Origin of the sequence: Polaribacter sp., assembly GCF_049276715.1 — a bacterium.
Classification (GTDB): Bacteria; Bacteroidota; Bacteroidia; order Flavobacteriales; family Flavobacteriaceae; genus Polaribacter.
Genome location: NZ_JBASWY010000046.1, coordinates 99,296 through 113,110, shown reverse-complemented (window position 1 = coordinate 113,110; position 13,815 = coordinate 99,296). Strand labels below are relative to the sequence as shown.

At 30.5% G+C, this 13,815-nt stretch carries 8 protein-coding genes; all 8 read right to left on the bottom strand.

Translation table 11 applies throughout. The features are described 5' to 3' along the window. Window positions 1-75: 75 nt before the first annotated feature. A complete protein-coding gene (locus tag WAO74_RS12800; RefSeq protein ID WP_231749508.1) occupies window positions 76-936 on the bottom strand; it encodes a glycoside hydrolase family 16 protein in 861 nt (286 codons plus the stop codon). Between the two features lie 33 nt (window positions 937-969). Next, the gene (locus WAO74_RS12795; RefSeq protein ID WP_197437214.1) at window positions 970-1,185 is read right to left on the bottom strand and encodes a hypothetical protein; all 216 of its coding nucleotides are present in this window, start codon (window positions 1,183-1,185) and stop codon (window positions 970-972) included. An 83-nt stretch (window positions 1,186-1,268) separates the two neighbouring features. Continuing rightward, entirely contained in the window at window positions 1,269-3,971 is a 2,703-nt protein-coding gene (locus tag WAO74_RS12790; protein WP_422162646.1) for a carbohydrate-binding protein, read from the bottom strand. Window positions 3,972-3,988: 17 nt separating this feature from the next. Beyond that, window positions 3,989-5,188, bottom strand: a complete 1,200-nt coding sequence (locus tag WAO74_RS12785; RefSeq protein ID WP_422162645.1) for a DUF4959 domain-containing protein — start codon at window positions 5,186-5,188, stop codon at window positions 3,989-3,991. Window positions 5,189-5,201: 13 nt separating this feature from the next. Next, the gene (locus tag WAO74_RS12780; RefSeq protein WP_422162644.1) at window positions 5,202-7,121 is read right to left on the bottom strand and encodes a RagB/SusD family nutrient uptake outer membrane protein; all 1,920 of its coding nucleotides are present in this window, start codon (window positions 7,119-7,121) and stop codon (window positions 5,202-5,204) included. 10 nt (window positions 7,122-7,131) lie between these two features. Next, window positions 7,132-10,248 (bottom strand): SusC/RagA family TonB-linked outer membrane protein, encoded by a 3,117-nt coding sequence (locus WAO74_RS12775; protein ID WP_422162643.1) that lies wholly within the window; start codon window positions 10,246-10,248, stop codon window positions 7,132-7,134. A gap of 65 nt (window positions 10,249-10,313) precedes the next feature. Further along, window positions 10,314-12,743: an Ig-like domain-containing protein gene (locus WAO74_RS12770; protein ID WP_422162642.1), complete on the bottom strand. Its 2,430-nt coding sequence runs from the start codon at window positions 12,741-12,743 to the stop codon at window positions 10,314-10,316. Between the two features lie 878 nt (window positions 12,744-13,621). Then, a complete protein-coding gene (locus WAO74_RS12765; RefSeq protein WP_197437220.1) occupies window positions 13,622-13,789 on the bottom strand; it encodes a hypothetical protein in 168 nt (55 codons plus the stop codon). Window positions 13,790-13,815: the final 26 nt, after the last annotated feature.

Sequence of the window (13,815 nt, the reverse complement as noted above, 5' to 3'; positions counted from 1 at the left end):
TACTTTTTGAAGTCATATAGTAAATACAGTTGATTTTTTTTAAAAGAAGTCACTACTAATCCGTTTAAAAGTATATTATTTTTTATATTCGTGTTTAACCCAGTCAACCTCCATAACCCACTCTGAACCTTTCATAGGAGAATCAGTAATTTTTGCGAAATTTAATATTGCAAACATGGGTTCAGGGTATTTATCTCCTTCACCTACATTTCTATAAATTTCCTTACCATCAACTCTATATACCAAATCACTATTTTGCCATTCAACAGAATATTCGTGATATTCATTTAACGTAACATCAAATCCTTTTCGTAAACTCCACCAATCTCCTTTATCACATTCGCCCAAACTTTTAATAGCACCTGCTGTAAAATGGTCTTTTTGATGATCACCATGATGTTCAAAAATATCGATTTCACCAGAACCTGTTAGTGGCCAACATATATTTTCATTTTCTTCTTGTACTGGTGATTCATTATTTTGCGCCCCCAAAATCCACCAAGCAGGAAACATGCTTGGTTCTCCATTACTACTTAGTTTTAATTTTGCAGTCCATTTACCTTTGATAAATTCTTTTCTGTTTTTTGAAGCAATACGTCCTGCTACATATTCAGTTTCAGGATGTTTTTTACCATGTTTATCTAGATTATCACAATCGTATTTTTTATCAATTTTAACTACTTTTAATTTTAAGGTACCATTACTTACCTCTCTTGTTCCAAATTCATTATCTGGAACGTAACAATGTGTTTCGTTATTTACCCAAATGCGTTGGTCTTGCCAATTGTCAGTATTAAAGGTGTCGAAATTGTCAAGAAAATCTATTTCCCATTCTATAATTTCTGGTGTTTTATCAGATTGTTTTTTATCTTTTGTTTTAAAAGCTATTAATAATAGAGCAGCTAATAAGGTTATTAAAACATATATTTTTTTCATGATTTTGGGTTTTTAAATTAGGTGATATTCTATTTATTCTGTTTCTGAAGTTTTAGAGGCCTCTATTTCTTTATATAATAGATGGTCGTCAATGAGTCTTAACAATAATATTTTATGTAATGAATCAATATTTGATAAATCATCATTTTGATCTTTTAATATTTTTAAATTATCATCAACTTCCTCATCACCATAATAAGGTCTTTGAGCTTCAAGATATTCACCAACTTGTTGTTTAAGTGTTTTCAAAATATAATAAACCAAAATTCGTTTTATAATTCTAACATTTCAAATAGATATAATGAATCATTAAACAGTTAAATTTTTATAATTTAGTTTTTAATCAACTTTTTTTGTGCGAATCCTTGATCTGTCTCAATTAATACTAAATATATCCCTGATTTTAAATTTGATAAATTATATACACTATTTGAGGTTATATTTGGTTGAATATTTTTAACCAAACGACCATTCAAATCCACAATTTTTAGGCTTTTAATTTTTTGTTGTGGTGATAATTTTATACTAAAGGTGTCAGAAAAAGGATTTGGGAATATTTTTACTTCATCATTTAAGTTATCTTCAACGCTTAAACTACTTGTAAATTTAAATTCAAACCAATTCATATTAAAGCCACTTTGTAAAACTTTCATTTTTAAGGTATAAATACCCGCTTTTAAAATTGCCTGAGTTGAAGAAGTTGTCCAAGTTTGCCATCCCCCAGTTATTGGTAAATTTAATGTAGCAATAGACTGAGTTTCTTGATTATTAATCAATTCAAATTCTATTTTACCTACGCTAGATTGAGAAGCTGTTCTTACATTTAAATTGTAATATCCATCATTTGAAATGTAGATTAAATATTCGGCATAATCACCAGCATCTGTATAAGCTATATTCTTACCAGCGCCTAAATCACTGGTATCTTCTAGTTGTAGTCCGAATTGATTACTATAATTTTCAGCTTGAATTTTTCCAGGAATTAATAGTCTAGTAATCAAATAATTATTTACCAATTTATTTTGAAAAGTTGGTAACTTAGCATTTAAAGAAGATGTAATTATATCTCCATTATAACTGACTTTTATTTCATCTTGATAAAATAAATATTTATCAAGTACAATATTGATTACTCTATTATTTGATGGATCTATTTTTACTGATGCAATGCTTCTTAAAATATTATTTACTCTTACCTCAAACAAATTAGTACTAAGTTCTTGAACATTTATTGGTTGATTTACAACAATATTTATTGATTGTTCGTCATCACTAGTACTAGCGCTTAAAACTTGAAATGCAGGGGTTGGATCTGTTGATTTTAAAAATTCAATACTACTCATATTAAATGAAGCATTGCCATCAATTAAAATTTTTAAAACATGCTTACCTTCCTCTAAATATTTATTTTTAACTGTTTGGAATACAAAATTATTCCAATTACCTGTGTTACCAAGTGTTACGTCGCCTGCAAAATCAATATCATCAATGAAAAATTTTGGTTTGCCTCCTGATTGTTCAGTAGCATATCTAAACTTGAAATCATAAAATGCTGTTTCTTCAACATTGATGGTATATTTTACCCATTCATTTTTTTCTGTATAACCTATGTGATAGCCATTACTATTAATTTGATCTTGATTGGTTTGAATATCTACTCCATCATTTCTATATTCCCAACCAGAGTTCCACGCGGTAAAGTTTCCTGTTGATAGGTTATAATCAGCTACTACAGTATCATAATATGCAAAATTATTTTTTCCTAAGTCATAATCCGAGAGATAAATAATACCAGGAATTGGAGCAGGCTTACCGTGATAAGGTAAGATTTCATCTGTTTGTACTTGTCGTATAATGGCGTCAGGAACATCTTTTCTATATTTACTGTTTTCAACTAATAGATTATCCGCCAATTGCATCATAGCATCAAAAGTTTCTTGTACTGTTGGTTTTGATCCTTCACCTTTCCAAAAATTAATTACTTTTTGATAACCTGGATTGATGTTCACAGCATAAGGGCTATCTATATCACCTATTTTACGAATTGCCCACCAAGCCCAACCAATATTATTGTTTTCAAAAAGGGTAATGGCATCTGTAAACCAAGTATTTGAATTCTCTCCTGATTCACCCATCCATAAGGGTACATTATACTGTTCTCTTAATGGGAGTATCCAATCTAAATCATTTGGGCTATTGTAAGTCCAATATTTATGAAAGCTATAAACTAAATTATTATCCCAAGGAGGTAAAAGACCTCTATGGTCGTTCGCATATGAGTTTCCTTCAATATAAAGAATGTGATTATCTCCAACACCTCTTATTCCTGCAGTAATATCCTCATAAATTTCTCTAAGCAAAGTATTTTGATTTCCTAAGTCCCAATGTGTTTCATTAATAAGGTCATATCCCCCTATCCACTCATTATCTTTATATCTTTCCGCTATTCTAGTCCATAATGCCACAAGCTTATCTCTATTTGCTTGACTTTCCCATAATGAAGGTTTATCAGGATCATAATCATTAATTTCAGAACCTCTCCCTTGCCCACCTGGAGTTGCGTGCATATCAAGGATAATATACATATTGTGAGGTGCTGCCCATGAAAGCACATTATCAATTAATTCAAAACCTGTTTCTATCCATGTATTTTGACCAGCTATAGGCTCTTCTTCAATAGGAAGGGTGAATAAATTATAATGCATGGGTATTCGGATACTATTAAAGCCCCATGCTGCTAAAGAATCTACATCACGCTTTGTAAAATGATTTTCTCGCCATTTTTGAAAAAAGGTTTCTGTATTTGCTTCTCCCATTAAATCGATTAATTTTTCCTTAATTTCATGTTGAGATCCAGCAATTCCAGAAGTCTGCATCATATATCCTTCCATAATTTGCCAACCTCCGGGGCCATATCCTCTTAAAAAAACTTCTTCTCCTTTAGAATTGATAATTTTTTTCCCAGAAGCTTTCAATCCTTGAGCATTAAAGTTTATTGCACATATTAAAAATATGCACGTTAAAAAATTTTTCATATATATTATTGTTATATTTAAAGATTATCCAAACCGTATAAAGTAATTTCTGAACCTACTGTTATTGAGGTACTGCCGTAATTTGATGTAATAGAAAACTTTAAATATCTAAATTGATCGGAAGTGTTGGGTAAGCTAAACTCATGACCTTCGATAGCCTCTTGGAATGCTTTTGTAGGGATATTACCAGCAGCATCTCTTGGGTCTCCAATATCAAATTGCCCTAATAAATTCCAAGTTTGAGCATCATTACTTGCGTATAAGTTGAATGATTTTAAATTTTCTTCTTGATAATGATACGTTATTCCTCCACCATTATACCAGTAAGCTCTTTGCCAAACCTTGAATCTTTGGATTCTAACATTTTTATTTAAATCAATCACTATATCTAAAGGAAAGTTTAAACTACCCCCATTGTTATCTCTTGTTATTATAAAATAACTATTGTCTGCATCTGTTTCAACAGTATCTACAACATCATCCCAAAAATTAACAGTTCTACCCTCATACGCATTTCCATTTATGGATTGTCCTGCAACAAGTGTCCAAGTAGATTTATCAATTTTTTCTTCAAAGAGCGGAGTATATCTTCCTTTTTCTTCAAGCTTTGTGATATTGCCATCAAAATCTTCAACCTTTGTTGAAAAAGTTAACTCTTTGGATGGTAAACCACGGATAAAAATACTTTCTTGAGCGTTGTTTGATGATAATATTCTGATAGTTTCTTCACCGCCATCTAAAATATGCACATATACAAACACTGTTTTTGATGCAATGTTATCCCAAGTAATTTTAACTCCACCTAAATCTGGTGAAATATTGATACTTTCTTGCACTAAAAAAATAAAGGATTTTAAAGGAGTAAACTCAATTTGAACTTCTTTTGATGTATTTTCACTTTCATCAACAACATATAATTTTACATTTACGGGTGTTGATTGATTTAAACCGTTTACCTCTATTGAAGTATTGTATTTGCTAGAAACTCTAAAAACTTCATCGCCTTGTGAGTTTCTATACACTGCTTTTACATACAAAATATCATCATCCGAAGGAAGTGTATAATTGATAATACCTCCTCCATTTGTAGGTGTTACATTAATATTAGTAACTACACCTGGTGCATTTGAATCTAAATCTTCATTTTTAGAACAAGCAATAATTGTTGTAAAAATTAAGACTGAAAAAAGAGCTATTATTTTTATTTGTTTTTTCATGATACTATATTTTTTACCAACCTGGGTTCTGGATTAAATTTGGATTTCTAGACAGTTCTGTAAAACTTATGGGTTGCAAATAATCTCTTGGTGTACTAAAAGACCTTTGACCAACACTCATTATTCGATAATAATTTGCTTCAGAATCTTCATCTACAGACCAACCTTGAATTGGAGCAGTAAAGTATTTATCAGCAAGTTTCCATCTTCTTATATCGTAATAACGATGACCTTCAAAAGCTAATTCAATCATTCTTTCTTGTTGAATAATTTCCCTTAAGCCTTCTTTACTTGTGTGTTTGTTTGGTGTTGCCGCCAATGCTGCATTACTCCAAGCATCTTGTACTGTAGGGATTCCTGCTCTTTCTCTAATGACATTTAAGGCGTTATATACTTCTGTGGATGGACCACTAAGTTCATTTAAAGCCTCAGCATACATTAAATACAAATCACTTAATCGTATCATTGGCCAAGGATAAGTTACAGCTTTGTTGTATGCATCCCCTTCAGAATCTTGGTGAACCAATTTTTTAAGTGCATATCCTGTTACTAAATAATCACCTGTGTTTGCAATTCTACCATGGATTTCTGATTTTCTCATTTTCAAATTCCAAATGCTCCCCCAAGTTCTATTGATTCCTCTGTCAAAACCTATTGAAGCATAAAAACGAGCCTCTCTATTAAGATTTAATTTTGCAGTTCTGTTACCGAATTGAGCATAAAAACGCTGATTAAAAGCAATGTTAGTAACCCCATATCTATCTGAATAATCAAAAGATAAATCTTGATCAATAGGTAGTCCATTTTTAGTATAGTAGGTTTCTGCAATTCTTAATGTTGGCGCTAACCATTGCCAAGAAGCCTCAACAGATGAAGACGTTGGATTTTTCATCATTGCGGGAGATTGAATTTGCCAAAATTGCCCATTCGTTACAGGATTTGAATTTCCCCAAATAAGCTCAGAATTCCAAGGGTCTGTAATTGAAAAACGATGATTATATTGATCTCTAACCAATTTAAATTGGAAGTTATTAGTATCAAAAAGTGGCGCAGCACCTGTATAATAATAAATTGATGTTCCTTGAGCTAAAGCAGCATCTAAAGCTTCTTTTGCTGCTTTTGCTGCTAAATCCCATTTAGACTCATCATAGGTATGATTAAAAAAGTGTTCTCCATTACTATTGACAAAATTTGAATAAAATTCTGAGTTTCCATTAAATAGAGGGCTTGCACTAAACAATAGAACTTTTGCTTTAATAGCTTTTGCAATTACCTGATCTATCCTTCCAACATCGTTATTACCAATTATTTTTACAGGTAAATCATTAATTGCTTCATCAATAGTTTGTACGATGTATGTAAAACAGTCATCAACAGTTTCTCGTTTAACTCTTACTTCCTCATCAGAAGCTGAAATTGGTAAGTTTACATCAATAATTGGAATCGGACCGTAGTTACTCAATAATAAAAAATGATAGTAGGCTTTTAAAAATTTCGCTTCTGCCTTCCATTGATTTTTTTCACTTTGATTCATATCCACTACTAAATCAATATTCTCAATCAAAATATTACAACTACGAATTCCTTCCCATAAAGAGCCTTGCCCTCTGCCAATTGCACCATATCCATTCCAATAACCCATTAATGGAGAAGAAACGGTTTGTTGTCCTTTCATCAATCTAATTGCATCAGGTTCTTTAGGAACAGGTACTGCTAATTCATCGCTCATTAATACATAACTCGCATATGTTCCGTCATTCTGTGGCAAATAACTATACGAATTTGCCAAGGCATTGTATGCTGTTTCTTTTCTATTGAAAAGTAATCTAAGTTCTTGTGTACCATCTGGAACAATGTCTAAATAGTCTTCACAGCTTGTTAGTATTGAAATACTACAAATAATTAATGTTATAAATTTTTTATTAAAATTCATTTTTCTCTTTTTAAAAATTTATTTGAATACCAAGGTTTACAACTCTTTGAGGAGGATAACCGAGTCCATTTCCTGCCATCTCAGGATCCCATAAATCGAATTTTGAGAAATGAAGTAAGTTTAATCCTGTAAAATACAATCTAGTTTTTGCCATAGAGAATAGTTTACCTGCTTTTTCAGGAATTGTATATCCTAATTCAACACTTTTTAATCTCAAAAAATTACCATCTCTTAACCACCAAGTAGATGGTTTTTCATTGTTTTCTATTTGATAAGTCGACAATCTTGGCCAAAATGCATTTGGATTTGGATTATTTTCAGACCAATGATTGTCGGCTATAATACTTAATGCATTTCTTTCATTAACAAATGGTGATATTTCACCGGGATTGATGAAAAACGATGATCTTGCCACTCCTTGCATAAATACTGAAAAATCAAAATTTTTGTACACTGCCGAAAATCCAAAACCATAAACAATTTCGGGTACATTTGGCTTCCCAATTGGTGTCTGATCTAATTCATTTATAACCCCGTCATTATTTACATCTCTATATTTTATATCCCCAGGCAAGTATGAGTTTGATGTTGAAAAACCATTAAATTGTTCAGGTGAGTTATTGATATCCTCTTGATCAACAAAAAGTCTCTCTGCAATATAGCCCCATTGTTGATTTACAGGATAACCTATTCTACTTAAATTTTTATTTTGAAATTCTGGTTCTCCATTTACTAGTATTTTATTTGTTGAATACGTAAAATTACCTCTTGCTGTAATGTAAAAATCACCGTTAAATGCATGGTTGTAATCTAATGAAAGATCAATCCCATTAGTTTTAACCTCTCCAATATTACTACTAATGACTGTGGTTAAACCAGATGTTTCAGGAATGAATTCACGCTCCATATAAATGTTTCTACGGTGCTCTGTAAAAAAATCGGCTATAAGATTAATCTTTTTAAACAGACCTAATTCTAAACCTATATTAGATTTTGTAGCGACTTCCCAGGTAACATTTTCGTTTGCATACCTATTGATAATAAATCCGTTATAATAATTATTATAATCGGTTCCAAAAGTATACCCTGTACCGCCATTATTTAAATTTACATCTGATAAATAAAAGAATCTATCACTAGGACTAGAAATTCCATCATTCCCCACTAATCCATAAGTATACCTTAATTTTAACATATTAACAGATGGAATATTTTTTTGAAAATACGGTTCATTAGAAATAATCCAACCAATCCCAATAGAAGGGAAAAAACCAAACCTGTTTTTTTCAGCAAATTTTTCTGAACCATTGTAGCCAAAATTGAATTCTCCAAAATATCTACTGTCGTAACTATAAGATGCTCTACCTGATATCCCCATATTTCTTGAAGGCAAAGTAGAAAATGCGGTATTACCACCTATTGTGTTTAAAGCTTCTTGAAAATAAGTAACTAATAAACCTCCAACTTCGTGTTTTTCATTAAAGTTTCTATTATACTCTAAGACACCCTCATAGTAAAAATTACTATTGCCATAATTATTAACAGTTGGATTGTTTAAAAACTCTGTCCCTTCTTGAATTTGATACAATGTGTTTACAATACCTGTTGGCGTTTCAATTTCAGATAATCCATAGAAAAAAGGAGTAAAACTTCTTTCGTTTTGATTTTCTGTATATGTTCTAACAGATGCCATTGCTCTCATTTTTAAGCCTTCAGTGATAAAACTTAAATCTTGATTTACCTGAAATTGTGCTAAAGTAGTATTTGCAAAACGATCTCTAAATCCTTTTACACTTTCAGCATAAGGGTTTGGGAAACCACCATTTCCTTTATTCCCAAAAAGTGTATGATTAAAAAATTGCGTTATTTCATCCGTTTCAAAAACTTTTGGGAAGTTTGCAGGATTTGCTTGAGCTACTTGTCTAAAAATATCTGAAGCGCTTACTATGGGGCCATTATATCTCTCGAATAAAGAGTAAAACTTCGCAGAAACTTTAGTTGTTTTTGTTAAATTGATATTGATATTTGCCCTTAAATTAGATCTATTAATATCAATATTATTATTAAAATTATTTAAAGGATCTACTTTTAATAATCCTTTTTCATTGGCACTTGTAACAGACAAATAGTATTGTGCAACTTCCCCACCTCCATTTATATTTGCATTAAATCTTCTATTAATAGCAAAATCATTAAAAAGTTCCTTATGCCAATTAATGTCTGGATAAAGATTTGGATCTAATCCATTTCTTGTCCCTTCAATTTTTTGTTTAGAGTATAATAAGTTAGCAGACTGGTCTCTTGATCTTTCTGCTCTGTTATACAATTCCATATAATCAACTGCACCTAGAAAACTGTTTACTTTTGATGGACTAGAAATAGAGTTTTCATAACGAACAGAAACTCTTGCTTTTCCTTTTTTTCCTTCTTTTGTAGTGACTAAAACTACCCCATTCGCACCTCTAGCACCATATAAAGAAGTAGCTGTTGCATCTTTCATAATAGAAAAAGAAGCAATATTATCTGGTTCTAATCGCGCTAAGTCGTCAGAAGTAATTTGTAATCCATCTAAAAGAATTAAGGGACTATTATTAAACCCAAATGTAGTTACACCTCTAATAAAAAAGGCTGCATTATCTTGGCCTGGTTCACCAGATCTTTGATAAGAAATTAGACCTGAAATTTGACCAGCCAAAGAGTTTGTTAAATTTGCTGTAGGTTGTTTTAAATCAGTTACTTTTACTGTAGTTATAGAGCCAATTACACTGTTCTTTTTTTGCTTAGAAAAGGCTACTATTTGAATTTCTTCTAACTGATCTAAGGCCTCCTTTAAGATGACATTAATCTTTTTTTGGTCTGAAACTTTTATTTTTTGAGTTTCAAAACCTAGATAAGAAAAAACTAATATTGCATTGGGGGTTTTTATATTTATTGCATATTTACCATCAAAATCAGTTGTTGTTCCATTAGTTGTTCCTTCTACTAGAATAGAAACACCAGGTAGTAAATTTCCTAAACTATCTGTTACTTCCCCAGAAACTATTACCGTTTGTGATAGAGAAGAAATTGAGAAAGAAATTATAAATACTTGTAATAATTTCAAAAAAATGGATCTAGAGTTTTCCATAAGTATTTTTTAGAGATAATAGAACAGAAGCTTTTTACTTCTGTTCTATTAATAAGAAGTTTACTTTAGTTTTTAATTAATTTCTTGAACTTACCATTTATATTGATAAAATAAAGACCTGGCTTTAAGTTTTCAATTGATAATTCATTATTCTGAATTTTCTTTTTTAATACTAATTTTGAATTAATGTCAAAAACTCTGATTACTTTTTCTCCTTCTAAGTTTTTAATTTGAATTATATCATTTGCAGGATTTGGGAAAAACTGAAAATTTATTACATCATAATCATCTATAGATGCAGTGCCTTGTAATTGTGGCCCCATCAAATCATCTATATAAAAATCTCCGGTAACACCCCCATTTCCTGGACCTATAAAAATAAAAACATGATCAAAAGTTACACCATCAGCTAACTCTGATGCATCAATATAAATTGTTTGCCATTGATTTGCGACTAAAATATCTCCCCATTTTTCTAGATTTGCATTTTGATCACCATCCTCTTTTGCATCTGATAATTTAAACATAAAGTTGGTAGTAATAGGAGAATATACTCTGAATGAAAAGATATCGTCTTTAGTTGCATCAAAAGGAGCATTTAATTGAAAATGGATTCTTTCCCATCCACCCCAAGTATTTCCTTTTGTCCACTTGGCAACCATATTTGTACCACCTTCAGGATCTGAAACAGTTTCAAAAACACCAGGTGTTTCTCCCATAGATTCCGACACTGATACTAGTGATGTTCCGTCAAAATCATTGTATGTAAACATATTTATATCAGAGGTAGTAGTTGTAAATGTTGCTGAAACCCCTGAAATAGCAGTATCATTTTCTTTATATTCAATCGTATTGTCTATAATACCGAACCAATAGGTTGTATTTGGTTTTAATAATTGTGATGGACGAATAGTAATTGTAGATTTATTTGAAGACAAAATTGCATTCGAAGAAACTAAAGTACCTGATGCATTATTTTCTCTTAATTCTACAAAGCTAGAAATATCTGTAATAGTTGAATTGTCTAAATTTCTAAATTGAAAATTTGATGTTATTGTAGGGTTTGCAAGTAATGAAACTCCTGTTTCTGATTCAGCAGGGCTTAATGATGTGCTTACTGCTGGTGGAACATTACTTTTTAAATAATCATCAAAATAGTATTTATCTCCTGCTACTGAACCTCCAGATCTATCTCTGTCAAAATAAATTTGAACTCTATCCAAGTTATTTGCTGTAACAGCACCAAAATTATATATTAACTCTACCCATTTATCTGTTTCTGTAACATTTATAATTTGTTCTGATCCATTCCCATAATCCGGGAAGTTTTGAACTCTTACGGTAACGGCTACAGGTTTGCTAACCCACACTTTTACTTTTATGAAAGGTGTTTCTGCAAAATCTAAAGGAGTTAATGGTGTTGCATTGGATACTAAACCGTTTTCTAAACCAGAATCATTACCAGCATGTGTATATTCTCCTACATTATCAGAAAGATTAATTCCACTTTTATCTGGATTTGCAATTTTAGCAAAACCTGTTCCTGCCCAAGAAACAAAACCAACTTCTTGGTTTGTTGTATCAAAATCAAATAACATTTCATTGATATCTCCTATCACTGCTGCTTTAGTTGTAAAACTTGCAGAAATACCTGTTACAGCCTCATCTGTAGAAAATTCAATTGCACTATCAATCACACCATACCAATAAGTAGCAGCATTGCTTAAATCGTTTGTTGGGTCAATTGTAATTTTATTTTTATCTCCATTAATTGTTGCTGAAAATGGAACATCTGCACCATTTACATCACCTATTCTTAAAGCTACTTTATTTGTCAGATCTGTAATTTCAGCGTCATCTATATTTCTAAATTTACTATTAGTTCCAATTACTAAATTGGTATTAATTGCAATATCAACCGCTCCATTTGTAGGACTGTATTCTACTGCTGGAGAAGAGTATAAAGCTGGACCTTTTATATCATCAAAAAAATAAACATCACCTTGCGTAGTATTTGAACCGCCTATTTTAATGACAATATTATTCATGTATATATTAGAGTAGCTACTAAAATCAAAAGTTAGTTCAACCCATTCATTTATATTTGCAGCTGTCACAGATGAAGTTACTTCTATATTATTACCCCAATCCGGAGAATTCTCTAAATGAAAAGTAACATCTATTTCTTCTGTTGAAAATACTTTCATTTTAAAGATTGGATTTGATGCTAAATTAAAAGGCATTGGAAATACAGAAGTAGGATCAATAACTCCAATTCCAATTCCGTTATCTGCTCCAGCAGTAAATTGACCAACAAAACTCGATGAATTTGTTGCATCTGATACAGGATTTGCCACCTTTGCAAAAGTTGAAGATGTGTTCCAACTGTTAAAAACAATGTTAGGATTGTTTGTGTCAAAATCTATGTGTGTAACTTCTTGTGCTTTTGCTAAGCTGAAAGTTAAAAATAGACCTAAAAGTAATCTTAGTTTCATAATTAAGTAGTAATTAAGTTAAAATAACATACATTTTAGATAAAAACTATGTTGTTTACAATATTGATATATATGTACTTTTGTAATTTACTATACATTGTAATCAACCTAGAAATTATACTAGGACACAAATTTGAGTTAAAACTTGTTACTTAACAATTTATTAACCTCTACAAAAATTAATATTGGATTAATTCTTCCTCTACAAAACCTTTGTTAAAAAACGCAACTAATTGATTGTCAGGAAATATGGAATTTAAAATTTATAAATGTAATGTAAAAGGTTTTCTTCTTTATTTAAGTTAAATTTTTTAAGCATTTCATACCTACTTTATTCATACTGGTTACAACTACATTCATCAAAGAAGCAATCTCTTTTGAGGATTGATTTAGTTTTAATTATGCTAATACCTTAATTTGATTCAGGGACAAATTTAGAATTACGTTGCTTTAATTTTGAAAGAATTGAGAATGATAAACACTTATTTATTAAATCTTTTCTAATATTTTTAATTGCAAAAATATTTTAATTTAAAATCATCCTCATTGTTTAAAACTTTAGAATTATTTAGATACAGTTAATCGATGTAAGTATAAATTATTTATTTCAATTTTTCGATGAAATAAAATTTTTTATCTCCTTTTAATTAATTTTTTATCTCTTGCCATAAAAAATAGTGTCTAGATTTAGAAGATTATATGCTAAAGAAAACTTTATTTTTTACAAAATCGATTTAATATTAATTTTTAAATATCAAAATAAAAGACCTTTTTTTTTAGTGAAATCATATGAAATGTTTTAATAATAAATGGATTATCTAAGTTAGATAATCCATTTTTTGTAAGCTTAATGCAAATTAAAGCATTATTATTTTTGTTTAAAATCCTGTTCCGGGAGCTTCAGGTGAAGCAGCTTGCGCTTTTTTAGGATTTAAAATCATATAGGTTCCTAAGGCTGTTAATGCTGCATATTTACCGTAGTTTCCAATTTTTTTGATCGCTTCTTTACGTGTGATTTCTGGTGTGTTATTATCTTGATTTTTCATGAGATATAGTTTTTTAAGTTATTTTT

What these genes read in the sequence shown, in the direction of transcription:
- WAO74_RS12785 (WP_422162645.1), bottom strand. Translation starts at nt 5,188, where the DNA reads ATGAAAAAACAAATAAAAATAATAGCTCTTTTTTCAGTCTTAATTTTT.
- WAO74_RS12775 (WP_422162643.1), bottom strand. Translation starts at nt 10,248, where the DNA reads ATGGAAAACTCTAGATCCATTTTTTTGAAATTATTACAAGTATTTATA.
- WAO74_RS12770 (WP_422162642.1), bottom strand. Translation starts at nt 12,743, where the DNA reads ATGAAACTAAGATTACTTTTAGGTCTATTTTTAACTTTCAGCTTAGCA.
- WAO74_RS12780 (WP_422162644.1), bottom strand. Translation starts at nt 7,121, where the DNA reads ATGAATTTTAATAAAAAATTTATAACATTAATTATTTGTAGTATTTCA.
- WAO74_RS12790 (WP_422162646.1), bottom strand. Translation starts at nt 3,971, where the DNA reads ATGAAAAATTTTTTAACGTGCATATTTTTAATATGTGCAATAAACTTT.
- WAO74_RS12800 (WP_231749508.1), bottom strand. Translation starts at nt 936, where the DNA reads ATGAAAAAAATATATGTTTTAATAACCTTATTAGCTGCTCTATTATTA.
- WAO74_RS12765 (WP_197437220.1), bottom strand. Translation starts at nt 13,789, where the DNA reads ATGAAAAATCAAGATAATAACACACCAGAAATCACACGTAAAGAAGCG.